The following is a 25469-nucleotide window of genomic DNA, read 5'->3' as shown; positions in this document are numbered from 1 at the left end:
TGTCTCCGAACCCCCGGGAGTCCGCCCATGTCCGTCGACGCGTCCCTGCGGGCCCGTGCCGCGAAGGTCATCCCCGGTGGCATGTACGGCCACCTCAACGCGGTCCTGCACGGCGACCGCTATCCCCAGTTCTTCGTCCGGGCCGAGGGCGCCCGGCAGTGGGACGCCGACGGCCGCGAGTACGTCGACCTGATGTGCAGCTGGGGCCCGATGATCGTCGGCCACCGCGAGCCGCGGGTCGAGGCCGCCGCCGCGGCGCAGCAGGCGTCGGGCGACTGCCTCAACGGCCCCGGGCCGGTCATGGTCGAGCTGGCCGAGCTCCTGGTCGACCTGATCCCGTCCGCCGACTGGGCCATGTTCTCCAAGAACGGCACCGACGCCACCACGCAGGCCCTGATGGTGGCCAGGGCGGCCACGGGCCGGACCAGGGTCCTCGTCGCCCACGGCGCCTACCACGGCGCCGACCCCTGGTGCACGCCCGGCCTGTCGGGGGTCACCCCCAACCAGCGGGCCGACACGATCGAGTTCACCTACAACGACCTCGCGAGCGCCGAGGCCGCGGCGGCGGAGGCGGACGGCGACGTCGCCGCGATCCTCGTCACCCCCTTCAAGCACGACTCGTTCGAGGACCAGGAGCCGGCCGACGCGGAGTTCGCCCGGGGCGTGCGGGCGCTGGCCGACCGCCTCGGCGCGGCGCTGGTGATCGACGACGTGCGGGCCGGGTGGCGGCTGGACCTGCGCGGCTCGTGGGAGCCGCTCGGCGTGCGCCCCGACCTCACGGCCTGGAGCAAGGCGATGGCCAACGGCTTCCCCATCGCCGCGCTCACCGGCGCCGACGCGCTTCGGGGGGCGGCCCAGTCGCTGTACTCGACCGGCTCGTTCTGGTTCTCCGCGACCGCGATGGCCGCCGCCAGGGCGACGATCGAGATCCTGCGGGAGAGCGACGGGCCCGCGCTCATGCACCGGGCGGGGACCCGGCTGCGCGAGGGGCTCGCCGCCCAGGCCGCCGCGCACGGCTTCGTCGTGCGGCAGACCGGCCCGGTGCAGGTGCCGTGGCTGTCCTTCGAGGGCGACGACACGCTGGAGAAGGGCATCCACTGGGCCGGGGCCTGCCTGGAGGAGGGCGTCTACCTGCATCCCTGGCACAACTGGTTCCTGTCGGCCGCCCACACCGACGAGGAGATCGACCGCGCGCTCCAGGGGACCGACGCCGCCTTCGCCAAGCTGCGGGCCGCGTACGGCGCCGACTGAGGGGCCGGGCCGGCATCGGGATCGCCGGTCCTCCCCGATGCCCGGGAACGGCTCAGTCGCGCGTACGGGCCCACTGGAGGTCGTCGACGCGGGTGCCCCCGGGGCCCGGCAGCAGCCCTCGTACGAGCAGCTCACGGGTGAAGCCGGCCCGCTCCAGCACCCGATGCGACGCGGTGTTGCCCGGCGTGGTCCCCGCGACGATCCGGCGCAGCGGCGTGTGCCCGAACGCCCAGTCGGCCAGCAGGTTCACCGCCCGCGTCACCAGGCCGCGCCCGCGGAAGGCGGGGAGCAGGCTGTAGCCGAGCATGGCCTGGCCGAGGTCCGGGACGACGCCGGTCAGCTGGATGTCCCCGGCGAACTCTCCGGTGCGGGCGTCCCTGATCGCGGCGTCCAGCCGCTGCCCGGTCAGCCATCGATGGCGCGTGTATCCGCAGACGAGCTCGCTGCCGGCGTACACCGGTCGCCGGGGCGGCACGTGCGAGTCCATCACGTCGGGCACGGACGCCAAGGCGAAGTGATCGGCCGCGTCGGCGGTGGTCAGCGGCGTGAGCCGCACCACGTCATCGGTGAGCGAGCCGCCGGAGAACCCTCCGGGAAAGAACGGCAGGAAGGGAGTGATCGGATCGCCGGGGTCGGTGCTCAGCCGCCCGAACGCGGCGATGTCGGCGTGGGCGCCGTCCCACGGAGCGCCGGCCCCGCGCAGCACTCCCTCGTAGGCGAAGCCGCACCGCAGGGCGACCTGCTGGCTGGCGACGTTCTCCACGTTGGCGAGCAGCCCGATCCGGGAGACGCCCAGGGCGAAGGCCCGCTCCGTGAGCGTCCGCACGGCGGCCGTGGCGACGCCGCGGCCCCGGGCCCACGGCGCCAGCCAGTAGCCCACCTCCGAGGCGCCGAAGCGGTCCGGCGGCTGGAGCCCCGCGGCGCCGAGGACCTCGTCCGTCCCGGGATCGGCGACGAGGAAGCCGGCGCCGCCGTTCTCCCACATCGCGGGCACGGTCTTGGTGATCCACGTCAGCGCGTCGTCCCACGTGTACGGCGAGGGCATGAACGGGATGAACCGCGCGATGTCGGGGTCGGAGCAGGCGCGGGCGATCTGGCCGGCGTCCCCCTCGGCCGGCAGGCGCAGAACGGCCGGACCGGCGGGGATGGCCTCTTGGGGCAACATGTCCCATTGTTACCAGCGGTGTCCCCGCCACGGCCAGGCGTTTTCGGCCGGCCGGAGACCCCCGGGACCACTCAGGGCCACTCCGGGCCACGGCCCCTGGCGGGCAAACCTCGGCGGTCGCGGCACCTCGTGCCCCTCCCGCCGATCTCGGCCATGGGCAAAGCTCGGCGGTCGCGGCACTAGCCTTTTCCGCATGGGTTTTCGCAGGCACGGTCCGTTCCGGGCTGGAGATCAGGTCCAGCTCACCGACCCCAAGAACAAGCGGCACACGGTGACGCTGAAAGAGGGCGGCGTCTTCCACACGCACAAGGGGTGGATCCCGCACGACGACCTGATCGGGCAGCCCGAGGGATCCGTGGTGCGGTCCTCCGGCGGCACGTCCTACCTGGCGTTCCGGCACCTGCTGGCCGACTACGCGCTCTCGATGCCGCGCGGCGCGGCGGTGGTCTACCCGAAGGACGCGGCGCAGATCGTCGCCATGGCCGACATCTTCCCCGGCGCGCGGGTCGTCGAGGCCGGGGTGGGATCGGGCGCGCTCACCTGCTTCCTGCTGCGGGCGGCCGGGCCGGAGGGCAAGGTCATCTCCTACGAGCGGCGCGCGGACTTCGCCGAGGTGGCCACCAAGAATGTGGAGAAGTTCTTCGGCGGTCCGCAGGGACAGTGGCGCCTGGTGGTGGGCGACTTCGTCGACGCGCTCGACGAGACCGACGTGGACCGCGTCGTCCTCGACATGCTCGCCCCCTGGGAGTGCGTGGACGCGGCGGCGAAATCTCTCACGCCAGGCGGAGTTATCTGCTGCTATGTTGCGACAACGACCCAGTTGTCCAGAACGGTGGAGGCCCTGCGAGAGCACGGGAGTTTCACCGAGCCCCACGCGTGGGAGACCCTGGTTCGCGACTGGCATGTCGAGGGACTCGCGGTCCGGCCGGACCATCGGATGGTCGGCCACACGGGTTTCCTCGTCATGGCCCGTCGCATGGCGGACGGCGTCACGCCCCCGCCGCGGCGCAGGCGTCCCGCCAAGGGGGCGTACGGAGAGGGGACCGAACAAGTGTGACGATTCGGCCACATCCCGGCAAAGCCCCGTGACACGGGAGCATTCGGGTGCGTTGCTAATGCTGATCCGAAGATTCGGTCCATAAGGCATCAAACGCCGAACACCCAACGTAACTACACGAACACTGCCCGGCCAGGTTACGTACAGCGCCAAGATAGGTAGGGTCTTGAGTAGTCGTTCTCGACGGGGAAGGAGGTGACGGGGCGTGGCAGCTCGCGACGACGCTGAGGCTCGAGCCGCGCAGCGCGAACGGGAGGTCGCCGATCTCACAACACAGGTCTCCTTCCTGCAGGAGGAGATCACCGCGTTGCGCCGGAAGCTGGCCGAGTCTCCCCGGCAGGCCAGGGTCATCGAGGAGCGCCTTCACGAGGCGCAGGCACAGGTGGCCGCTCTCACCAGCCAGAACGAGCGTCTGGTCGCCACACTCAAAGAGGCCAGGGACCAGATCGTCGCCCTGAAGGAGGAGGTCGACCGGCTGGCGCAGCCGCCATCAGGTTTCGGCGTCTTCCTGGAGGCCAGGGACGACGGCACGATCGAGGTGTTCACCGGCGGGCGCAAGCTCCGGGTGAACGTCAGCCCGGCCGTCGACGCCGACTCGCTCAAGCGTGGCCAGGAGGTCATGCTGAACGAGGCGCTCAACGTCGTCGAGGCCCTCGGGTACGAGGACGTCGGCGAGATCGTCATGCTCAAGGAACTGCTGGAGAGCGGCGACCGCGCACTGGTCATCTCCCACGCGGACGAGGAGCGGGTCGTCAAGCTCGCCCACTCGCTGCTGGACCAGCCGCTGCGCGCCGGCGACTCCCTGCTTCTCGAACCCCGTTCCAACTACGTCTACGAGCGCATCCCCAAGTCCGAGGTGGAGGAGCTCGTCCTGGAGGAGGTCCCCGACATCTCCTACGAGGAGATCGGTGGCCTCAGCCGGCAGATCGAGCAGATCAGGGACGCCATCGAGCTTCCCTACCTGCACGCCGACCTGTTCCGCGAGCACCAGCTGCGCCCGCCGAAGGGCGTGCTCCTGTACGGCCCGCCCGGCTGCGGCAAGACGCTGATCGCCAAGGCCGTGGCCAACTCCCTGGCCAAGCAGGTCGCGGAGAAGACCGGTCAGTCCGGCAAGAGCTTCTTCCTCAACATCAAGGGCCCCGAACTCCTCAACAAGTACGTCGGTGAGACCGAGCGGCACATCCGCCTGGTGTTCCAGCGGGCCAGGGAGAAGGCCTCCGAGGGCACCCCGGTGATCGTGTTCTTCGACGAGATGGACTCGATCTTCCGGACCCGCGGCTCCGGCGTCTCCTCCGACGTCGAGAACACCATCGTCCCCCAGCTCCTGTCGGAGATCGACGGTGTCGAGGGCCTGGAGAACGTCATCGTCATCGGCGCCTCCAACCGCGAGGACATGATCGACCCGGCGATCCTGCGGCCCGGCCGCCTGGACGTCAAGATCAAGATCGAGCGGCCGGACGCCGAGGCGGCCAAGGACATCTTCTCGAAGTACCTGGTCAGCGAGCTGCCGCTGCACCCGGAGGATCTGAGCGAGCACAGCGACAGCCGTGCGGGCACGATCGCCGGGATGATCCAGCGGACCGTCGAGCGGATGTACGCCGAGAGCGAGGAGAACCGCTTCCTCGAGGTGACCTACGCCAACGGCGACAAGGAAGTCCTCTACTTCAAGGACTTCAACTCCGGCGCGATGATCCAGAACATCGTCGACCGGGGCAAGAAGATGGCCATCAAGGAGTTCCTCGACACCGGGCAGAAGGGCCTGCGGATCTCTCACCTGCTGGCCGCCTGCGTGGACGAGTTCTCCGAGAACGAGGACCTGCCCAACACCACCAACCCCGACGACTGGGCTCGCATCTCCGGCAAGAAGGGCGAGCGGATCGTCTACATCCGCACGCTCGTGCAGGGCAAGCAGGGCACCGAGGCCGGCCGTTCGATCGACACGGTCGCCAACACCGGCCAGTACCTGTAGGCGCCTGTGGCACGCGTCGTCCGGCCCTGACGGGCCGCCGGCGAGAGTGACGTGACGGAAGAGGAGGAGCGGCGCGATCCCGTATCGCGCCGCTCCTCCGGTTTTCCGGGGCCGCCCGGAGATCGTCGATCACATATGGATCTCGGCGGGAACCGGAACCGCATGTGATCACGTCAAAGTTGGCGTGATCTTTCTTGGCGCGCGCGGGTGAGCCCGGTGAGTCCTGTGCGACATTCCGTTCCCCCCGCGGGCGTGCCGGACGCGCCCGGCGACGGCCGGGCAGTGCGGGCCCGCCGCCTCGTCGAGCTCGACGTCCTGCGCTTCGTCGCCGCGTTCGCCGTCATGTCCTTCCACTACATGGCGGCCAGCAGATCCCTGTGGGACGAGTTCCCGACGAAGCTGTTCGCGCCGGTCGCCCGCCTCACCACGCTGGGCATCCTCGGCGTCGAGCTGTTCTTCCTCATCAGCGGGTTCGTCATCCTGATGAGCGTGTGGGGCCACACGGTCGGCGAGTTCGCGGTGTCCCGGGTCTCCCGGCTGTACCCGGCGTACTGGTTCGCCGTGATCGTGATCTTCATCCTGTACCGCTTCAGCGGGGTCTCCGGGTTCGATCCCAAGCTCGGCACTGGGGAGTACCTGCTCAACCTGACCATGCTGCAGGGGGCGTTCGACGTCGGGCACGCCGGAGGCGTCTTCTGGTCGCTCTGGGTGGAACTGCGGTTCTACGTCCTCGTCGCGCTGTTCTCCCTCGTGGGGATCACGCTGCGGCGCTGCCTGCTGTTCCTGGCGGCCTGGGCCGGTCTGGCCCTGCTCGCCGAGATCACCCAGAACGACGTGCTGGTCTTCGTCTTCATGCCGCGGCAGGCGCCGTACTTCATCGCGGGCATGGCCTTCTTCCTGATCCACCGCTTCGGGGCGCGGTCGGCGGCCTTCGTGCCGTGGCTGCTCGTGGCGGCCGGCTACGGGATGTCCCTGCACGCCGCCATGGAGCGCGTGGGGGAGCGGGTGCGCCTGATCGGCATCGCCCGCTACCCGGCGCCGCCGGAGGCCGTCATCGTCGCGATCACGGTCGTCTACCTCCTGATGGCCGCGGTCGCCCTCGGCTGGCTACGCTGGCTTCGCTGGCGTCCCCTCGTCACCGTGGGCGCCCTGACATATCCCCTCTATCTGCTGCACCAGACGATCTCCGCCGTCCTGATCCCGGCGTACCGGGACGTGCTTGACCCCTGGCTGCTGACCGGGATCACGATGACGGTCTCGATCGCGCTCGCGTACGCGGTCTACCGGCTGGTCGACCGGCCCGGCCAGCGATGGCTCAGATCCAGGCTGGGGGCCCTGCTCGACCGCTCGCGCGGGTCCCGCCGGCGCGGCCGGGGCACCCCTTCCCGGACGGCGCCGCCGATTCCGGCGCAAAGTCCCGAGGCATCTGTGCCGTAACTGTTCGGTAGCAGGGCATAGAGAAGGGGCTAGGCTCGGATATGACGACGACGGCCTGACACGGGCGGGGTGGGAATGACGGTTCGGCGGGTGATGGGCATCGAGACCGAGTACGGCATCGCCGTGCCCGGTCAACCGGGGGCGAACGCGATGGTGACCTCCTCACAGGTCGTCAACGCGTACCTGGCGGCATCGGCCGCCCGCGCCCGCCGGGCCCGATGGGACTTCGAGGAGGAGAACCCGCTCCGCGACGCCCGGGGATTCGATCTCGCCCGTGAGGTGGCCGACCAGAGCCAGCTCACCGACGAGGACCTCGGGCTCGCCAACGTGATCCTCACCAACGGCGCGCGTCTGTACGTCGACCACGCCCATCCGGAGTATTCGACGCCCGAGTGCACCAACCCCAGGGCGGCGGTCATCTGGGACAAGGCGGGCGAGCGGGTGATGTACGACGCGGCGGTCCGGGCCTCCGCCGTCCCCGGCAACGCCGCCATCCAGCTCTACAAGAACAACACCGACGCCAAGGGCGCGTCGTACGGGTGCCACGAGAACTACCTCATGCGCCGGGCCACGCCGTTCGCGGACATCGTCCGGCACCTGACCCCGTTCTTCGTGTCGCGGCAGGTCATCTGTGGCGCCGGGAAGGTCGGCATCGGCCAGGACTCGCGCGGCGACGGCTTCCAGATCAGTCAGCGCGCCGACTTCTTCGAGGTCGAGGTCGGCCTGGAGACCACGCTCAAGCGGCCGATCATCAACACCCGGGACGAGCCGCACGCCGACCCGGAGAAGTACCGCCGCCTGCACGTGATCATTGGCGACGCCAACATGTCGGAAATTTCGACATATTTGAAGCTTGGTACGACGGCCCTGGTCCTGGCGATGATCGAGGAGGGGTTCCTCACCATCGACCTGGCGCCGGAGTCGCCGGTCGCCGCGCTGCGCGCGGTGTCCCACGACCCGACCTGCAAGTACGAGATCGCGCTGCGCAACGGGCGGAAGATGACCGCCGTGCAGTTGCAGATGGAATACCTGGAGCAGGCCCGCAAGTACGTCGAGGACCGCTTCGGCTCGGGTGTGGACGACCTGACCAAGGACGTGCTCAACCGCTGGGAGTCGGTGCTCACCCGGCTGGCCGAGGACCCGATGCAGCTCTCCCGGGAGCTCGACTGGGTGGCCAAGCTGGAGATCCTGGAGGGCTACCGCACCCGCGACAACCTGCCGTGGTCGCATCCCCGCCTGCAACTGGTGGACCTGCAGTACTCCGACATCCGCCCCGACCGCGGACTGTACAACCGCCTGGTCGCCCGGGGCCGGATGCAGCGCCTGGTGACCGACGAGGACGTCGACCGCGCGGTCGAGACGCCGCCCAACGACACACGGGCCTACTTCCGCGGCCGGTGCCTGCGTCAGTACAGCGAGTCGGTCGCCGCGGCCTCCTGGGACTCGGTGATATTCGACATCCCCGGCCGCGAGTCGCTCCAGCGCGTGCCGACCCTGGAGCCGCTGCGCGGCACCAAGGCGCATGTCGGCGACCTGCTCGACCGGTGCCGCACCGCGGCCGAACTCGTCGCCGCCCTCACCGGCGAGGCCTGACCCGCGGCCGCGGCGACCACGTCGCTCGTCCCGGAGTCGCTTCCGGTGCTGTGGCGGTGCAGGGCGCGCCGGAGGCGCGCACGGCGGGTCACGCGCTGAACCACCTCGCGGAGCGGATCTCCGACCTGCTCGCCGGGGAGCGCGAGAATGGTCGCGGACGTCTCCCGCCGGTCGCCGGGCCCGGCCTGCGGCCTCCGGCGTCACAACGGGGCGGCCGGCGGGCGCGGGCCGTCCGGGTGACCTCCACCGGGATTCGGGGGATAGCCCGGACTACCCGAACCGCCCGAACCGCCCGGATTGCCCGGGCCGGCGTGACGGCGTGGACGGCTTGGGGGCGCGGGCCAGCGCGGAGCGCCCCCACGCTGGCGGCCCTCGCCGTACGAGGACCCGGTGGTCAGCTCCGCCTGCCGCGGGGGCGCGCCGAGAGCGGGGGAGTGCCCGTACGGGTTCGTCCGGGCGCGGCTGGGTAGTTCGCCGGAGGTCCGGCCCGGCGCGGCGGCGGGGATGCCCTGCCGCCGCAGCATCTCCACGAGCATGTGCATGGCCTGCTCGATCGTGAACCGTTCCAGCGGGTCGCGCCGCAGCAGGCCCTCGATCAACGGCCGCAGCGGGCCCGCACGGCGCGGCGGGTCCGGCTCGCGGCCGGACATCATCCCGGCCGACAGCGGGCCCATGCTCGGGTACGGCGGCCTGCCCTCCACGCCGCAGTACAGCGTGGCGCCGAACGACCACAGGTCGGCGGAGGGGGCGAGGTCCTCGCCCCGGAGGCGCTCGGGCGCGAGATAGGCCCCCGACCGCGTCACGGGCACCGTCGTCCGTCCCGCCGGGTCCCGGTCGAAGGCGGCGATGCCGAAGTCGGTCAGCACCACCCGGTCCTCGGTCAGCGTCACGTTGCCCGGCCGGATGTCCCCGTGGACCACGCCCATCACGTGCGCGTGCCGCACACCCGAGAGGAGCTGGAAACCGACCCAGGTGGCCCAGTGGACCGGCAGCCGCCCGAGATGACGCACGGTGTCCCCGAGCGTGAGCCCCTGGAGCAGCTCCGTGACGATCCAGAGCCGGCCCTTGTCCTCCAGGAGGTCGTGCACGGTGATCACGGCCGGATGGCTCAGCCGGGCCGCCGAGCGGGCCTCCCGCAACGCCTGCCTGCGGGCGGCGGGCAGGTCCGCCACGTCCACGCGGTACGGCGGCTGCACCTCCTTGATCGCGACGTCGCGCTTGAGGCGAAGATCATGGGCCTGCCACATGATCCCTCCGCCGTCCCGCCGGAAGGGCGTCAGCAGCTTGTACCGATCCGCCAGCAGTTGCCGTGCGTGCGATGCCATCGACCACCCGTGTGCTAGAGCCGGCCCAGATCCGTGATCCCCCATTGTCGTCCCGCGGGTGGGGGTACGACGCCGAAAGGCGGCCACGAAGAGTGTGACGTCGATAACGATCCGATGTAGCGAAGGCCCGCGCCGAGGCTCGGCGCGCCCGCCGCGGACACCGTTCCAAAGATCGCGAGCCCCGACGCGCGCAATGTCGGCCGGTTCGGGGAAGATATGGGGAGAGGCGTCCCCCCGAGCAGCGGAGGTGTCAGGGATGGCGACCAAGGAAACCGGCGGCGGCCAGAAGCAGACTGGCCGCCAGGAGAACGAGGTCGAGGAAGTCGAGGCGCAAACGTCTTCCGACGTGCAGGAGCGCCACGAGAAGCTCACTGACGATGTCGACGCGATCCTGGACGAGATCGACGAGGTCCTGGAGGAGAACGCGGAGGAGTTCGTCCGCTCCTACGTGCAGAAGGGCGGACAGTAACCCAGGGGGGACGTCACCCAAGGGGGGAGACGTCTGGGCCGGTGGCGGCGCCCGGAGCCATCCGGTGCGCCGGCCGCCGCGCCCCCGATGCGCCGGCCGGGCGAAGAGCCCGGCCGGTCACCGGCGTCGGCTGTCGGGCGGCCGTTCGGGCGGCCGTTCGGGCGGCCGTGTGGCCCGGTCACGGAGCAGCACCCACCACGCCACGGCGACCCATGGAAGCGCCAGCAGCGCGCTCGCGAGCACGCCTATGGGGTGCTGCGTCCCACGATAGATCTGCGACAGGGCGCACAGCAGCGGGACGAGCACCGCCGCCGTGCCCGCCGCCAGTCGCCGTTCACGGCGTGTCGTAGCGCGCCCGACCAGGACCACGATCGCCGTGAAGAGGGCCACCACGCCGGCGACCTGACTGGAGGGGAAGCCTGACGCGAGCGGCGGCCATGACTGGTGCACGGCGATCGCCAGGCCGGCCGCCGGATCGCCGGGTGGCGGGACCGGCGGGACGATGGTCAGGTCGCCGGGCAGCTGGACCGGCGTGGCGGGGTGGAAGCGGCCGACCGCCGCCGAGGCGGTGCGGAACAGGGCCAGGTGCCCCGCCGTCACCACGAGCGGGAACACCGCGGGCCGTGCGCGCCGCAGCGCGATCAGGGCGAGAGCGCAGACCGCGAGGGTGCCGGCGAGGATCCACGGGAGGTCGCCGATCCGGCCGCCGAACGCGGTCACCTCGTCGAGCACGGGGGTTCGCAGACCGGAGACCCACCGGACGACCAAGTGATCGGCGGCGGCCAGGGCCGTGCTCCCGGACGCCCTGGTGAGCAGCAACCCGGTCCCGAACAGCGCCCCGAGCACGAGCACCCAGGCCGTCAGCGCCTCCGCCGCGGCGCGCCAGGGGCGCGGCGGCGACTCCCGGGGCAGCGAATCCCGGGGCACCGAGTCACGAGGCGATGGCTCTCGGGGCGGCGGTTCCCGGCCCCCGTGGGGGCCGGGCACGGGCTCCGGTCGCCAGGGCCGGAAGGCCGCGGCGGTGACCCAGAGCCAGACCAGCCCGAGAAGCCAGCCGCCGATCACGTCGCTCAGATGGTGTACGCCGAGCGCGACGCGGGTGAAGCCGACGAGCACGACGAGGGCCGCGACGGCGGCGACGGCGAGGGCGCGCGCCCGCCGGGGCGCGAGCGGCGCGAAGACCATCAGGAGCACACCGTAGGAGACCAGGGAGCTCATCGAGTGGCCGCTGGGAAAGCTCATCCCGGTCGCCGTGGCCACGGGCTCGGCCACGACGGGACGCAGCCTGCCGATCAGCAGCTTCAGCACGGCGTAGAGGATCAGCGCGCCGAGCGACGTGGCTACGACAAAGGCGGCCGGCCGTAGCTCGCGCCGGACGAGCAGGAACACGGTGGCCAGGACCAGCACGCAGGTCAGGATGGTGCCGCCGCCGAAGTCGGTCAGCGCCCGGAGGATGTCGAGGACGAGCGTGTCACCGGCGACCAACCGGTTGAGGTCGTCGGTCACGGCCCGGTCGGTGGCATACAGCGGCTCCCACCGGCCGGCCACCAGACCGGCCAGCAGTGCGAAGCCGGCGCCCGCCAGGGCCACCCCGGCCGGTCCCGGCGCGCCGCGGAGAGCGAAGCGTTCCAGACGGCCCGGCTCCAGGCGGTGCGACCGGTCCAGCATGCCCTCCTCCTGCCCCGCCGGTGCTCTTCGGTGCCTCAAGGCGAGTGAATATCTCCACTACCCGGGCCGGGCTGAACGAAAAACCGCGGAAGAACAACCGCAGTGCGGGCGGATCCGCCCGGTTCACGGTCCGCCGGCGCCGCTGCCCGGTACGGCGAGCAGATCATGGCGGAACTCCTCCACGAGCCTCGGCAGCCCCGCCTCGCGCCACGCGCCCGCGTACGGCAGGACGGCGAGGCGCACCGGCAGCGGCCCCTGGCACAGAGCGGCCGGAGCAGGCGTCTCGGGGCCCGCGGGCTCGTCCAGGCAGGGGTTGCGGTTCCCGGACAGGTGGCCGGCGGGCCGGACCAGCGTCACCGCCATCTCCGTCCCGTTCCCGGTGATCTCGCACTCGCCGACGTGGTCGAGCAGCACGGCCAGGCCGCCCGCGGCGGCGAACGACTCGGCGGGGAAGACCGGGATCGGCCGCTCGCCGGCCCGGCCCCCGTCCCCATCCCCGTCCCCGGCCGTCAGGCCCCGCCGCCCCTCCGCGAACCGCCCCTCCGTGCGCGACTCCGCCGCCGCCCGCGGCAGCGGCGCGTGCCAGCGGACACGGTGGTCGCGGCAGCGCACGTCCATGCTGATCTCGCACCGCGCGTACGGCTCGCCCGCCCGCAGTTCCACCCGGGTGGTCACGACCGTACGGACGTCCCCGCCGCCGGACCGCTCAGCGCCGCCGGACCGCTCAGTGCCGCCGCCGATCGCGGCCGGCCGGTCGTACGCCCGGACGATCTCGTACACGCCGGTGAGCGGGCCCGAGCAGATCTCCTCGACGGAGACGTCCGCGGGCCGGTCGAGGAGCCGGTCGATCGGCGGAGGCGCGTGGGTGCAGGTGTCTCCGGCGTCCCCGCCGTGGACGACCCGCCCGACTCCGTGGACCTCGGTGCCGTCGGCGGCGCGCAGCGAGAGCGTCCCATCGCCGGCCACACACACCCGCAGCAGCCCGTTGTCGAGCACCGGGTCGAAGCCGTACGGATCGACTCGCAGGGGATGCGCCACGGCGGCCGGCCCCGCGGGTGCGGGGGACCGGGAGGTGAGGACGGCGCGCCCGAGCGGCGGCACGGTGACGAGAGCCGCCACGGTGACGACGGGTTGGGCCACCGTGCGGACGACCCAGAACCCCGGCTCCGCCTCCAGGATCGCCCGCCGCAGATCCTCGTAGGAGTAGTGGCCGGAGGCGTGGCGGCCCACGGTCACGGTGAAGACGCCGTCCGCCGCGTCCCAGGAGACGATCTCGTGGCCGTGGAGCTCACGCCCGTGGATCCGCCCGAGGAACGGCCGCAGGTCGTCCATGACCGTCTCGTCGAGCAGCGTGGGCGCGAGTCCGAGCCGCTGGAGCGGCACCGGGCTCCCCGCCGCGTCCACCAGCCGGGCGCGGGTTTCCGGCAGGTCGGCGAGCACCAGGCCGGTCCGCTCGAACGGCGAGGGGTTGACGACCACGAGGGAGCCCTTCGGCGCCGCCCCGGCGAGTGCGGCGGCGACGAGGTCCACGACCGCCTGGGCCGCCCGCTCCCGGCCCGCGCCCGATCCGTCCCCTGCGGGCTCAACCGCGCCGGCTGTGGTGGGGGCTGCCGGGGGCTCGGGGTGGCCCGCGTTCGCGAGCCCGGGTTCGGCATCGGTGGGGCCGGCGGGGGGCTCAGGGTCGGCTGACGCGCTCCTCGGCGTGACCGGCTCCACTCGCGCCCTCCTCGGTGTCGCGGCTGTCGGCGCCCCCGGCGGCCGCCTCCGGCGGGGCGCCCGTGGGCTCGCCCGCGCACTCCCCGGCGATGGGGATGCCCGCCCACCGGGCGTACCGGTGGACGATCCGCTGCGCCGTGACGATATCCTCCAGGGCCCCGTCCAGTCCGGTGAGTGGACGTTCGTCCTGGGTGACGAACCGGTGGAAGGCGAGAAGCTGCCGCTCGAAGGACTCGGCGACGTCCTCGTGGACGATCGTCCGCTCGGTGGTCCCGACCCGGCAGGCGACCGTCAGGTGGGTGGGCGCGTTCAGCAGGTACGGCGAGGGGAAGCGCAGCTCCATCGAGCCGTGCTCGTGGTGCAGCGTCACGATCTCGTGGTAGGCGGGGTAGCTCGGCAGGTAGTGCCAGCGGATGCCGTACCTGCCGGAACTCTCGGCCGGCAGGGTCCCGCTCAGCTCGACCGACGGCGGGAAGACGTCGGGAGGCCACACGGCGACGTGGTCCACGGTGTCGGGCGACCCGGTGAACAGCCGCATGAGCGACAGTTCGTGGCAGAGGCTGCCCAGCACGACCTCGGCGTACAGCCGCCGCAGCCGCTCCGACGACGTGCCGAGCGCCGCGGTGAGCGCCGCCTCGTCGGCCTCGGCGTAGGGGGCGACCCGCTCGGGCGCGGGCCGTCCGCGGCGCACGCGGGCGAACAGCAGCTGTGAGTCCTCCGACGGATGCAGCACGGTGACGTCCAGGTGGCGGACGACCCCCGGCCCGCCCGCCTCGTGCAGGGCCTCCAGCAGTCGCTGGGAGGCGGGGTCGTACTGCTTCATGTAGCCGACCATCAGGCGGTCGCCGGGCAGGCCGTCCAGCTCGGCACGGCTGTAGGCGAGCGGTTTCTCGGCCAGCACCCACAGGCCGCGTTCGAGCGCGGCCCGCACGAGCGGGCCGTGGGATCCCGGCGTCAGCACGAGCACCGCGTCGAGCCCGCCGGGTCCACCGCCGTCGTCGAGCATCCTCGCCGGGTCGTCGTACGCCGGTGCGCCGGCCTCCCGGCCGGCCGCCTCCGCGTGGTCGCGGTCGAGGTCGCAGACGGCGGCGATCCGGAACAGGTCGCGCCGCCGCGCCAGCAGGGGCAGGTAGACGGCCTGCGCGATCACGCCCAGCCCGGCGATGCCCACCTTCACCGTCATCACGTCCCGCCCTTCTCGTCCCGGCGCGCGGTGTCCGGTGTCCCGTGTCCCGTGTCCCGTGTCCCGTGCCCCGTGCCCCTGCACCTTCCCCACCGGCGGCGGCGCACAACCTCGCCCACCCGGCACGCTCCTCCCGCACGGCCCTCCCGCACGGCCCTCCCGCACGCGCTGACGTGCGGACACGCCGGTCCAGGCGGACGATCACCACCGCGTAAAGAGAAGGTCCGGCGAACGAGCCGGGGCCGTGGACCGGAGCGCCGGGTGATCTCGGTTCGCGCTGAGCTGATCGGGAAGAGTGCAACCAGTGCGCCGACCTGAGTAGGGTCGGGCGTAACAACGCATGCTTGGAGGGAGTCGCGTGGCATCTCAGCCGGCCTGGATGAACAGCCTCTTCATAGATACGGGGTCGTCGTCGTTCACCGAGTTCCTCGGCGCGCACGCGCCGAACCTGCTGCCGACCCGCGCGCAGACGCTGGCGGCCCCGGTGGGCGAGCAGATCCCGCACGCGACCACCATCGTCGCGGCGACCTGCGAGGGCGGCGTGGTGATGGCGGGCGACAGGCGGGCGACCTCCGGGAACATCATCTCGCAGCGGGACATCGAGAAGGTGTTCCGCACCGACGACTACTCCTGCATCGGCATCGCGGGCACGGCGAGCCTCGGCATCGAGGTGGCCCGCCTCTACCGGGTGGAACTCGAGCACTACGAGAAGCGGGAAGGCCGCTCGCTGTCCACGGAGGGCAAGGCGCACCGCCTGGCCACCATGATCCGCGAGAACCTGGCCATGGCGATGCAGGGCCTGGCGGTCGTGCCGCTGTTCGCGGCCTACGACCCGGCCCGCGAGGGCGGCCGGATCTTCAGCTACGACGTGGGCGGCGGGCCGTACGAGCAGTTCGGCTACCACTCGATCGGCTCGGGCTCGATCTTCGCCCGGGGCTCGCTGAAGAAGCTGTACCGGGAGAACAGCAGCGCGCAGGACACCGCCCTGGCCTGCCTGCACGCGCTGTACGACGCGGCCGACGACGACTCCGCGACAGGCGGGCCCGACATCACACGGCGGATCTGGCCCGTGGTGTCGGTGATCAACGCCGACGGCTTCCGCCGCCTGCCGGACGACGAGGTCGCCGAGTTCGTCGAGTCGATGCTGGAGACGCGGATGGCGGCTCCAGAAGGCCCGACCGCCCCGCTGCGCTAACCCAAGAGAGGATCACCCCCGGTGTCCATCCCCTTCGGAGGATATGCCTCACCCGAGCAGATCATGCGGGACAGGGCGGAGTACGCCCGTAAGGGCATCGCCCGAGGCCGCAGCGTGGTCGTCATGCAGTACGCCGACGGCATCCTGTTCGTGGCGCCCAACCCGTCCAGGGCGCTGCACAAGATCAGTGAGATCTACGACCGCATCGGCTTCGCCGCGGTCGGGCGGTACAACGAGTTCGAGTCGCTGCGGCTCGCCGGCATCCGCTACGCCGACATCAACGGCTACACCTTCAACCGCAGCGACGTCACCGGGCGCGGCCTGGCCAACCTGTACGCCCAGCACCTCGGCATGATCTTCACCGAGTCGATCAAGTCGCTCGAGGTCGAGATCGTCGTGGCCGAGGTGGGCGACGTGCCCGAGGACGACCAGATCTACCGGCTCACCTTCGACGGCTCGGTCTTCGACGAGCAGGGCATGGCCGTGATCGGCGGCCAGGCCGAAGCCGTGGCGGGCCGGCTCAAGGAGCGCTACCAGGAGGGGCTGCCGCTGGCGCGGGCACTCGACGCCGCTCTGGCCGCCCTCACCGAGCCCGGCGGCGAGCGTCCGCCCGCGACGCAGCTCGAGGTCGCCGTGCTCGACCGGTCGCGGGAGCACCGCAAGTTCCTGCGCCTGACCCCCCCGCGCCTGGAGCGGATCCTGCGGGAGAGTGGGGAGAACGGCGAAGGCGCCGGGGCCGAGAAGCCCGCGGACGACGCCACCGCCGAGCACGCCCCCGACACCACTCCCGCGGCGCCGCCGCCCACCGCTCCGCCGATCGGCCCCGAGGGCGACATCGACACGGGTTCCGGCGAGTAGGGTCTCCCTCGCCGTACGCGGTCCAGCGTCGCGTCCCTGTCCGGGGCGCGGCGCCGCCGTGCTCGCGGCGGGGTCCGGGATCGGCCCGCATGGTGGAACGGGCCGCATCAGGGATTCCGGCTCAACCAAAGCCCTGTTTCGCTAGTCTCATCCGGTTGTGACTACTTTTGATCTTTTCCGGCGCGCGAGCCTCCCGGCCGCCGCCGTCGCCCTCCTGTCGCTGACCGCCTGCTCCGGCTCCTCCGGCGCCACGGCCACGGCGACGGCCACGGTGACCGTGACGGCCCCGGCCTCCCCGGCGGAGCCGTCCGGCAACACTCCGGAGGCCTCGCAGGACCCCGGCACGTCGGACACCCCGGAACCCGCGGCCACGACCGCCACACCCCGGAAGACGGAGAAGGCCGGTCCGCCGATCACCGCCGCGACGCCCGGCGTCTTCGGCGAGACCTTCCAGTCGGACCCCGGGCACGACTTCACCAAGGGCCTCAGCCCGAGCAGGGACGGCGTGCTGCGCGGGCAACTGGTGACCATGCAGGACGAGAACGTCGCGGAGTACCGGCCGATCAAGTTCGTGCCGGAGGTCGGCGGCAGCACGAACGGCCACTTCGAGGGACCGCCCGAGGGCGACGTGATGGCCTTCGCCGCGCCCCTCGCGAAGGACGTCGAGTTCCTCAGCGCCGTGGGATGCAAGGGGAACGACCAGACCATCAACAGCCGTTATGTGGGCACCCAGCGCTGCTCCCGGGACAAGCTGATCCTCCGGGCCGACGCCGGTGACCTGCGCGCACTCATCACGGTGCGGCGCGGTCAGATCGTCAAGGTGGTGGAGATCTACGCCCCCTGAGGCCGTCGCCGCCGCATTCCCCCGCCTGATCACTGTTCGGCCGCCGGTTCCGGGGAATAGGGTGAGGTGATGGATCGACGCATATTCGGGCTGGAGAACGAGTACGGCGTCACCTGTACGTTCCGCGGGCAGCGGAGGCTGTCGCCGGACGAGGTGGCGCGGTACCTGTTCCGGCGAGTGGTGTCCTGGGGCCGATCGAGCAACGTCTTCCTGCGCAACGGCGCACGTCTCTACCTGGACGTGGGCAGCCATCCCGAGTACGCCACCCCCGAGTGTGACAACGTCGTGGAGCTGGTGACCCACGACAAGGCGGGGGAGCGGATTCTTGAGGGTCTCCTCGTGGACGCCGAGAAGCGGCTCCGCGAGGAGGGCATCGCGGGAGACATCTACCTGTTCAAGAACAACACCGACTCGGCCGGCAACTCCTACGGCTGCCACGAGAACTACCTCGTGGGCCGGCACGGGGAGTTCGGGCGGCTGGCCGACGTCCTGATCCCTTACCTGGTGACGCGGCAGATCATCTGCGGCGCGGGCAAGGTGCTGCAGACCCCGCGCGGAGCCGTCTACTGCGTCTCCCAGCGGGCCGAGCACATCTGGGAGGGCGTCTCCTCGGCGACCACCCGGTCCCGGCCGATCATCAACACCCGCGACGAGCCGCACGCGGACGCCGAGCGGTTCCGCCGCCTGCACGTCATCGTGGGCGACTCGAACATGAGCGAGACCACGATGCTGCTCAAGGTCGGCGCCACCGACCTGGTGCTGCGCATGATCGAGGCCGGAATCGTGATGCGGGACCTGTCCCTGGAGAACCCGATCAGGGCGATCCGGGAGGTGTCCCACGACATGACCGGGCGGCGCCGGGTGCGCCTGGCCAACGGCAGGGAGGCGTCGTCCCTGGAGATCCAGCAGGAGTACCTCACCAAGGCGCGCGACTTCGTCGACCGCCGAGGCGGGGACGAGATCGCCAAGCGGGTGCTGGAGCTGTGGGAACGCACGCTGCGCGCGGTCGAGACCGGCGACCTCGACCTCGTCGCACGAGAGATCGACTGGGTCACCAAGTACCAGATGATTGAACGTTACAGGCAGAAGTACGACCTGCCGCTGTCCTCGCCCAGGGTGGCGCAGCTCGACCTCGCCTACCACGACGTCCACCGCAAGCGCGGCCTGTTCTACCTCCTGCAGAAGAGGGGAGCGGTCGAGAGGGTGGCCGACGACGTCCGGATCTTCGAGGCCAAATCGGTTCCGCCGCAGACCACGCGGGCCAAGCTGCGCGGAGAGTTCATCCGCAAGGCGCAGGAGAAGCGGCGTGACTTCACCGTTGACTGGGTCCACCTGAAGCTCAACGACCAGGCCCAGCGGACGGTGCTGTGCAAGGACCCGTTCCGCAGCGTGGACGAGAGGGTCGACAAGCTCATCGCGGGTATGTGATCTCTTACACCGCGCTGACGGCGGGTTCGGGTAGCCTGGCCCGGACCCGCTGTCTGTTTGAGGATTCCCATATGCGCCGTCGTACGGCACTCGTCGCCGCCCTGCCTCTCCTGCTCGCCGCCGCCTGCGGAACCGCGCAGAAGAGCGCGTCCACCGCGAGCCCCGCCTCCAGCGGCCAGGCGGCCGCCTCGGCCATCAAGGTGACCGGTGAGGCCGGCCAGAAGCCGACCCTGACCTTCCCCTCGGGCAAGCCCCCTCTCACCTCCGCCTCTCTCAAGGTGCTCGAGGGCCAGGGGACGCCCGCCGCGGACGGCGATGTCATCACCGCGAAGGTCACGGTCTACAACTGGGACGGCAAGGAGAACAAGGCGGCCGGTTCCGACTACGACCAGGGCAAGTCGGAGTTCGTGACGGTCAGCCCGCAGCTGCCCAAGGCGCTGCACGAGGCGCTGATCGGCGCCAAGCCCGGCGGCCGGGTGATGGCCGTCGTCGCCAAGGACAACCTCACCGCCGACCAGGTCACCCAGGCCAAGCAGCAGGGCCAGGACTTCGACAGCACCTCCCAGGTGCTGGTCATCGACGTCGTCGGGGCCGCGCTGAAGTCGGTCCAGGGCACCGCGGTCGACCCGGACGTCACCGGCGTCAAGCTGGACAACTCCGCCGGCGACAAGGGTCCCGGACTGACCACCAAGACCAGCGAGAAGGCCCCGAAGAAGCTCACGGTCAAGACCGTGATCAAGGGCGGCGGCCCGGAGGTGAAGGCCGACCAGACGGTCCTCGCCCACTACGTCGGCAAGATCTGGGGCACCGACAAGAAGTTCGACTCCAGCTGGGACCGCGGCCAGCCCGCGACGTTCGCCCTCAACCAGGTCGTCAAGGGCTGGGCGCAGGGCCTGACCGGCGTCCCGGTCGGCAGCCGCGTGCTCCTGACGATCCCGCCGGACCTCGGCTACGGCAAGAAGGGCAACGAGCAGGGCGGCATCAAGGGCACCGACACCCTCGTCTTCGTCGTCGACGTCCTCGGCGCGGCCTGACCGCGTCGCACCCGCCCCGGTCCCGCCCGCTCGCCGGGCGGGAGCAGGCCGCGTGGGTCTCCGCGTCTCGCCGGAGGCGCCCGGCGGTCCCGCCAGGTCCCGGCCGGCGGGCGACTGATCAGCTGATCTCGTAGGCGTCGCCGTAGACCTTCCAGCGCAGCGGAGGGTCGAGGTCGAGGTTGCCGTTCCGGAGGAACACCCGCTGGGCCGTGTCGACCCGGCTGGTGTCGGCGTGCGCCTCCTCGGTCTTCATCGCCGCCTTCCGGGCGTCGAGGAACGCGTTGAGATAGGTCACCTCGTCGCCGCCCCGGGCGGGAGTCCTCGCCTTTCTCATGGCGGTCCCGCGGATGCCGCCGAAGCTGACCGGGTCGGCGCCGGGACCGTGCATGACCATCGCGTCGTAGTAGACGAACTGGCCGAGGGCGCGCAGACCGTCGGCCTCGGCCCGCGCGACGGCCGGGCCGAAGTAGACCCGGTCGCGCTCGGTGTCCTGCGCCCGCCGGAAGACCGGGTCGGCCGCGGCGTGGCGCCAGGCCTCCACGAAGCCGGGTCCGAGTCCCCGGTGCGAGTCGGTGCCGTTCACCTTCCGCAGCGCCGGCAGATATCCGGCGAGCGCGTTCCCGGGCCTGCGCCTGGTGTAGCCCTCGACCAGGCCGAGCATGTCGCCGGTGCCGGAGCAGAACCCGATGATCCCGCCCGTGTAGCCGCGCCCGTCGTCGATGTCCTCGATGTACGCGTACTGCGCCTTCCAGTCGAGTGAGGAGTTCTCCGCGCTGGAGACGATCTCCATCGCGATCTCCTTCTTCCTCGCGTCCGTGAGGCCGGTCGGCGCGGGCCGTACGGTGATCGACAGGGCGGGCCCGGGGGACGCGCCTGGGCCGGACGCCGCGTGCGCGCCCGGCGCCGCCGTCGCGGGGGTGACGGCCGCCACGGCAGCGAGGGCCGGCAGCAGGGCCGCCCGCCGGAGGGCATGCCTGATCAGGGGGGATGTCACGCGTGTCACTCCGTTCTCCGCCCGCGCCGCGCCGCTCCGCCCGCGGGTGACCCGCAGCATACGACCTAGACTCCCGCTGTGGTGAGCGACGACCTGGAGTCGATGAGCGCGCTGGCCGATCCGGTGCGGCGGGCGCTGTACCGGTTCGTGAGCGAGCGGGGGCGGGACGTGGGCCGCAACGAGGCGGCCGAGGCCGTCGGGATACAGCGCACGCTGGCGGCCTTCCATCTCGACAAGCTGGTCGAGTCGGGCCTGCTGGAGGCGGGCTTCCGGCGGCTCACCGGCAGGACGGGCCCGGGCAGCGGGCGCCCGGCCAAGGTCTACCGGCGGGCGCGCGAGGAGCGGTCCGTGAGCCTGCCGCCCCGCGACTACCGCACGCTCGCGCTCGTGCTGGCCGAGACCGTCGACCTGCTGGGCGGCGAGGAGAAGGCCGAGGAGGCCGCCCGCCGGACCGGGGAGCGCCTGGCTTCCGTAGCGGCCTCCGAAGCGGCCTCCGGCGGGGCCGGCGATCTCGTGGAGGTGCTGCGGGAGCGGGGCTACGAGCCGTACGAGGAGGACGGGCGGATCCGGCTGCGCAACTGTCCCTTCCACGTGCTGGCGGAGAGTCATCCGGTACTCGTGTGCTCGATGAACCTCGCGCTGTGCCGGGGACTGCTGGCCGGGCTGGGCGAGACGGGGATCACCGCGATGCTCGACCCGCGCCCGGAGGAGTGCTGCGTCGCCTTCGGCCCGGCTGGCGCCGCAGAAAAGGCCGTCCCCTTCTGAGGCCGCACCTTCTAAAACCAACGAAGATTGACTTAGAATCGGGGCATGCATCTGGCCCAGCTGAACGTCGCCCATCTCCGGGAACCCCTCGACTCGCCCGCCCTGGCCGGCTTCCTCGCCGCCCTGGAACCGATCTACCAGGTGTCGGACTCCGCGCCCGGCTTCGTCTGGCGCATGCAGGAGGGCGATCTGCCCACGGACATGATCCAGCACGACTACGGATCACTGCTGCTCGTGAACCTCTCGGTCTGGGAGTCGCGCGAGACGTTGTGGAACTTCGCCTACCGCAGCGCTCACCTCGAGGTGATGCGGCGCCGCCGGGAGTGGTTCCACCGGATGGCCGAGCCGTACATGGTGCTGTGGTGGGTGCCCGAGGGACACCTTCCGGCGGTCGACGAGGCCATGGCGCGCCTGAGCGTCCTCCGGGCCGAAGGGGCGGGCCCGGAGGCGTTCACGTTCCGTGAGTTCTACGAGAGCAGCGAGGCGGCGTGCCGCCCGGCGGCGGCGGAGGTGAGGAAGTAGGCGAGATCCTCCTCCAGGCCGCGGCCCATCGTCGAGAGCCGCACGGGTGACGCCTTCAGCGCCTCGTGCAGGCCGTCCACCGGCACCGTGACGATCTCGTGCCGGCCGGCGAGGGCCGCGGCCTGCTCACGTACGGCCGCCCCGAACGCGCCGGGCAGGTCGGGCACGACGACCTGGGCCGGGGCCAGCGCCACCCGGCCGTACGCGGTGATCGAGTGGTGCGACACCCCGACGTGCCGCTCGCGCGGGTCGCCCTCGCTCACCCTGAGCGCGGCCACCGGCCGCCCGGACAGCACGGCCGCGGCGTTCACCGCCTCGCCCGCGGCGACGCCGGAGAACCCCCAGCGGGTGCCGGTGCCGAGGTTGCCCGGGCCCTGCGCCACCACCGCGACGTCGGCGCCGAGCACGTGGCGGGCCGCGAGAAGGCCGGTGTGCAGCGTGACCGCCTCGACGTCACCGCCGAACGACTGGCCGGTCGTCACGACCCCGCACAGCCACTCCACCTCCCGCAGCTTCGCGCACGACATGGAGAACCAGGCCGGCAGGGCCCCGCCGTCCTGCATCACGTACGCCACCCTGATCCCCGGGGAGCCCGCGGGGGAGGCCGGGAGGGAGGCCGGGGGGGAGCCCGAGCCCGCGTACAGGCCGCACAGGATCGCCGGCAGCGCGGAGTGCAGGTCGGCGACCACGACCGGCATGCCGTCGACGGAGTCGGCCTCGCGCAGCGCCTCGTGGTGGGGGGAGCCCTGCTCGTCCGCGCCGAGCACGGTGGCCTGCAGGGGGGTGTAGCGTGCCTTCACAAGGTGGCCGGGGCCGGAAGGATCTTGCGGCAAACGGTCCGGGACGGCCACCACCATGGCGTACCCTCCCGTACCGAGGCCCATGGCGAGGGCGGTCGTGTTGAGCAGGACGGTGTCGCCCACCTCAGGGCGTCCGACGAGCGGGGGATAGGCGAGTGCCCGGCACTCGCCTTCGGCGACGGCGACGTCGAGTTCCACCGCCCCCGGCCACTCGCGCCGAACCCGCACCACCTCGCCCTTGCGCCATCTGATCACGCCGGAAAGGGTAGCGTTTCCGACGGAAGGGAGGCCCGATGTCGCGGCGGAAGACCGAGCGGCTGCTCAATCTGGTGATCTGCCTGCTCGCGACGCGGCGGCCGCTGAGCGCGGAGCAGATCCGGCAGGCCGTGCCCGGGTACGACCCGGACAACGACGAGGCCTTCCAGCGCATGTTCGAGCGCGACAAGAACGAACTGCGCGAGATCGGCATCCCGATCGAGGTCCACAAGGACCCGTGGGAGGACGACCCCGGCTACCGGATCAGCCGCGAGTCCTACGAACTGCCCGAGATCACGCTGGAGCCGGACGAGGCCGCCGTCATCGGCCTGGCCGCCCAGGTGTGGCAGCGGGCCAGCCTGGCGGAGGCCGCCAGCGGAGCCCTGTTGAAGCTCACGGCCGGGGGCGTGCACGCCGACCTCCCGGAGAGCCCCCTGGAGCTGCGGGTGGACACCCGCGACCCGGCGTTCCCGGCCCTGTGGGAGGCCGTGCGGGACCGGCGGGCCGTGACGTTCGACTACCGCTCGGCCGGCAGCGAGTCGGTGCTGCGGCGCACGGTCGAGCCGTGGGGCGTCGTCAGCCGGCGCGGCAGGTGGTATCTCGTCGGCCACGACCGTGACCGCGGCGCGCCCCGGGTCTTCCGCCTCAGCCGGATCACCGGGGCCGTCTCCACGCTCGGGCGGCCGGGCGCCTTCACCGTCCCCGAGGGGCTCGACCTGCGGTCGATGGTGGGCTACCAGGACCTGCCCACGGAGCGGGTCGCGCTGGTGCGCGTGCGCAAGGGGACCTGTCTCGGGCTGCGCCACGCCGCCCAGGCCGTACGGACCGGGCCGGCGGAGTGGGACGAGGCAGAGGTGACCTTCGCCGACCCCGAGCGCCTGGCGGGCTGGCTGGCGAGTCTCGGCCGCAACGCCGTGGTGGTCGGGCCGCCGGACGCCCGCGAGGCCGTGATCCGTCGTCTGAAGGGGGCCCTGCAGTGAGCTCGGACCGGCTGCCGCGGCTGCTCGCGCTCGTGCCGTACCTGATGTCGCATCCGGGCGCGCAGGTGCCCGAGGTGGCGCGGCTGTTCGGCCTGTCGGAGAAGCAGCTCGTCGACGACCTCCAGCTCGTCTGGATGTGTGGTCTGCCCGGCCACACCCCCGGCGACCTGATCGACGTCTCGTGGGACGGCGGCGAGATCCTCATCGACAACGCCGACGCGATCGCCCGCCCGCTGAAGCTCGGCGTGGACGAGGCGAGCGCGCTGCTCGTCGCGCTGCGCATGCTCGACGAGCTGCCCGAGTTCCAGGACCGCGACGTGCTCGGACGGGTCATCGCGAAGCTGGAGCAGGCGGCCGGCGAGGGCGCCGCCACGGTGAGCAGCCAGGTCCAGGTGGAGATCGGCGCGGCCCCGGACGCCCACGCGGTCATCACCGACGCCGCCCGGCGGGGCCGCAGGCTCTCGCTGCGCTACTACGTGCCGGGCCGCGACGAGATCACCCCCAGGGAGGTCGACCCGCTGCGGGTGGTGCTCGTGGACGGGCAGCACTACCTGGAGGGGTGGTGCTACCGCGCGGAGGCGATGCGGATGTTCCGGGTCGACCGGATCATGGACGTCGAGGTGCTCGACGTGGCCGCCGACCCGCCGGCCGAGGCCGAGCCGATGGACGTCACCCGGGGGGTCTTCCGGCCGTCGGACGGGGACGAGGTGGTGGAGCTGGAGCTCACCCCCACCGGGCGCTGGGTCGCCGAGTACTACCCGTGCGAGGAGGTCGCCGAGCTGGGGGAGGGCCGCCTGCGCGTATCGTTGCGGGGTCGTGACCAGTCCTGGCTCGTACGGCTCGCGCTCCGGCTGGGCGACAGCGGCCGGGTGGTGTCCCCGGCGTCCCTGGCCGGGCGGGTGTCCGCCGCCGCCACCGAGGCGCTGGCCGCCTACGAGACCGCGGTCTGACTCCGCATCCT

The 25469-nt window shown here is 71.9% G+C and carries 22 protein-coding genes; 15 read left to right on the top strand and 7 right to left on the bottom strand.

Annotation, left to right across the window (positions count from 1 at the left end):
* Positions 1 to 27: 27 nt before the first annotated feature.
* Positions 28 to 1251 carry an aminotransferase class III-fold pyridoxal phosphate-dependent enzyme gene (locus OG344_RS27605; protein WP_327046191.1) on the top strand — a complete coding sequence of 408 codons (1224 nt, stop codon included), beginning with the start codon at positions 28 to 30 and terminating at the stop codon, positions 1249 to 1251.
* A gap of 52 nt (positions 1252 to 1303) precedes the next feature.
* Here the strand turns inward: OG344_RS27605 and OG344_RS27600 are convergent, their stop codons facing one another.
* Positions 1304 to 2416, bottom strand: coding sequence for a GNAT family N-acetyltransferase (locus tag OG344_RS27600; RefSeq protein WP_405085590.1), 1113 nt, complete (start codon positions 2414 to 2416; stop codon positions 1304 to 1306).
* Positions 2417 to 2609: 193 nt separating this feature from the next.
* On the opposite strand from OG344_RS27600, the gene OG344_RS27595 reads away from it, so the two are divergent.
* The 4 genes from OG344_RS27595 to dop all read left to right on the top strand — a co-directional run bounded on the left by OG344_RS27595 (position 2610) and on the right by dop (position 8472).
* Positions 2610 to 3473: a tRNA (adenine-N1)-methyltransferase gene (locus OG344_RS27595; RefSeq protein WP_327046189.1), complete on the top strand. Its 864-nt coding sequence runs from the start codon at positions 2610 to 2612 to the stop codon at positions 3471 to 3473.
* A 205-nt stretch (positions 3474 to 3678) separates the two neighbouring features.
* Positions 3679 to 5442, top strand: coding sequence for a proteasome ATPase (arc, locus tag OG344_RS27590; protein ID WP_327046188.1), 1764 nt, complete (start codon positions 3679 to 3681; stop codon positions 5440 to 5442).
* Between the two features lie 225 nt (positions 5443 to 5667).
* Positions 5668 to 6879, top strand: coding sequence for an acyltransferase (locus OG344_RS27585; RefSeq protein WP_327046187.1), 1212 nt, complete (start codon positions 5668 to 5670; stop codon positions 6877 to 6879).
* A 75-nt stretch (positions 6880 to 6954) separates the two neighbouring features.
* The gene (gene dop / locus OG344_RS27580; RefSeq protein WP_405085589.1) at positions 6955 to 8472 is read left to right on the top strand and encodes a depupylase/deamidase Dop; all 1518 of its coding nucleotides are present in this window, start codon (positions 6955 to 6957) and stop codon (positions 8470 to 8472) included.
* A gap of 200 nt (positions 8473 to 8672) precedes the next feature.
* Here the strand turns inward: dop and OG344_RS27575 are convergent, their stop codons facing one another.
* Positions 8673 to 9797: a serine/threonine-protein kinase gene (locus OG344_RS27575; RefSeq protein ID WP_405085588.1), complete on the bottom strand. Its 1125-nt coding sequence runs from the start codon at positions 9795 to 9797 to the stop codon at positions 8673 to 8675.
* Positions 9798 to 10053: 256 nt separating this feature from the next.
* Here OG344_RS27575 and OG344_RS27570 point away from each other — a divergent pair, with 256 nt between their 5' ends.
* On the top strand, positions 10054 to 10266 hold the full coding sequence (locus OG344_RS27570; RefSeq protein WP_327046184.1) for a ubiquitin-like protein Pup: 213 nt from the start codon (positions 10054 to 10056) through the stop codon (positions 10264 to 10266).
* A gap of 117 nt (positions 10267 to 10383) precedes the next feature.
* Here OG344_RS27570 and OG344_RS27565 read toward each other — a convergent pair whose 3' ends face one another.
* From OG344_RS27565 to OG344_RS27555, 3 genes are all read right to left on the bottom strand, one after another.
* Entirely contained in the window at positions 10384 to 11934 is a 1551-nt protein-coding gene (locus OG344_RS27565; protein WP_405085587.1) for a phosphatase PAP2 family protein, read from the bottom strand.
* A gap of 123 nt (positions 11935 to 12057) precedes the next feature.
* Positions 12058 to 13650: a hypothetical protein gene (locus OG344_RS27560; RefSeq protein WP_405085586.1), complete on the bottom strand. Its 1593-nt coding sequence runs from the start codon at positions 13648 to 13650 to the stop codon at positions 12058 to 12060.
* Positions 13610 to 14833, bottom strand: coding sequence for a Gfo/Idh/MocA family protein (locus OG344_RS27555; RefSeq protein WP_405085585.1), 1224 nt, complete (start codon positions 14831 to 14833; stop codon positions 13610 to 13612). The genes OG344_RS27560 and OG344_RS27555 overlap by 41 nt, the downstream gene beginning before the upstream one ends.
* A 379-nt stretch (positions 14834 to 15212) precedes the next feature.
* Between OG344_RS27555 and prcB the strand changes: the two genes are divergently transcribed.
* The 5 genes from prcB (at position 15213) to OG344_RS27530 (ending at position 20192) form a co-directional block, all read left to right on the top strand.
* Positions 15213 to 16028: a proteasome subunit beta gene (gene prcB / locus OG344_RS27550; RefSeq protein WP_327049609.1), complete on the top strand. Its 816-nt coding sequence runs from the start codon at positions 15213 to 15215 to the stop codon at positions 16026 to 16028.
* Between the two features lie 27 nt (positions 16029 to 16055).
* Positions 16056 to 16886, top strand: a complete 831-nt coding sequence (gene prcA, locus OG344_RS27545; protein WP_405089179.1) for a proteasome subunit alpha — start codon at positions 16056 to 16058, stop codon at positions 16884 to 16886.
* Between the two features lie 157 nt (positions 16887 to 17043).
* Positions 17044 to 17730, top strand: a complete 687-nt coding sequence (locus tag OG344_RS27540; protein ID WP_405085584.1) for a hypothetical protein — start codon at positions 17044 to 17046, stop codon at positions 17728 to 17730.
* A 69-nt stretch (positions 17731 to 17799) separates the two neighbouring features.
* Positions 17800 to 19158 carry a Pup--protein ligase gene (pafA, locus tag OG344_RS27535; RefSeq protein WP_327046178.1) on the top strand — a complete coding sequence of 453 codons (1359 nt, stop codon included), beginning with the start codon at positions 17800 to 17802 and terminating at the stop codon, positions 19156 to 19158.
* Between the two features lie 71 nt (positions 19159 to 19229).
* Positions 19230 to 20192, top strand: coding sequence for an FKBP-type peptidyl-prolyl cis-trans isomerase (locus tag OG344_RS27530; protein ID WP_327046177.1), 963 nt, complete (start codon positions 19230 to 19232; stop codon positions 20190 to 20192).
* 118 nt (positions 20193 to 20310) lie between these two features.
* On the opposite strand, the gene OG344_RS27525 is transcribed toward OG344_RS27530, so the two are convergent.
* Complete coding sequence (locus OG344_RS27525; RefSeq protein WP_405085583.1) at positions 20311 to 21186, bottom strand: chitosanase; 876 nt, start codon at positions 21184 to 21186, stop codon at positions 20311 to 20313.
* A 78-nt stretch (positions 21187 to 21264) separates the two neighbouring features.
* Here OG344_RS27525 and OG344_RS27520 point away from each other — a divergent pair, with 78 nt between their 5' ends.
* Together OG344_RS27520 and OG344_RS27515 are read left to right on the top strand one after the other, a co-directional pair.
* Complete coding sequence (locus OG344_RS27520; RefSeq protein ID WP_405085582.1) at positions 21265 to 21951, top strand: helix-turn-helix transcriptional regulator; 687 nt, start codon at positions 21265 to 21267, stop codon at positions 21949 to 21951.
* Positions 21952 to 21996: 45 nt separating this feature from the next.
* A complete protein-coding gene (locus tag OG344_RS27515) occupies positions 21997 to 22473 on the top strand; it encodes a DUF3291 domain-containing protein (RefSeq protein WP_405085581.1) in 477 nt (158 codons plus the stop codon).
* On the opposite strand, the gene OG344_RS27510 is transcribed toward OG344_RS27515, so the two are convergent.
* Positions 22419 to 23528: a DUF3866 family protein gene (locus OG344_RS27510; protein WP_405085580.1), complete on the bottom strand. Its 1110-nt coding sequence runs from the start codon at positions 23526 to 23528 to the stop codon at positions 22419 to 22421. The two genes, OG344_RS27515 and OG344_RS27510, sit on opposite strands and share 55 nt — an antisense overlap.
* Before the next feature lie 38 nt (positions 23529 to 23566).
* Between OG344_RS27510 and OG344_RS27505 the strand changes: the two genes are divergently transcribed.
* Together OG344_RS27505 and OG344_RS27500 are read left to right on the top strand one after the other, a co-directional pair.
* Positions 23567 to 24508, top strand: a complete 942-nt coding sequence (locus OG344_RS27505) for a helix-turn-helix transcriptional regulator (protein WP_405085579.1) — start codon at positions 23567 to 23569, stop codon at positions 24506 to 24508.
* Positions 24505 to 25458, top strand: coding sequence for a WYL domain-containing protein (locus tag OG344_RS27500; RefSeq protein ID WP_327046170.1), 954 nt, complete (start codon positions 24505 to 24507; stop codon positions 25456 to 25458). The genes OG344_RS27505 and OG344_RS27500 overlap by 4 nt, the downstream gene beginning before the upstream one ends.
* Positions 25459 to 25469: the final 11 nt, after the last annotated feature.

This window comes from Microbispora sp. NBC_01389 (assembly GCF_045040095.1).
GTDB lineage: Bacteria > Actinomycetota > Actinomycetes > Streptosporangiales > Streptosporangiaceae > Microbispora.
The sequence above is the reverse complement of the archived record's forward strand: the minus strand, read 5'-3'. Positions and strand labels throughout refer to the sequence as shown.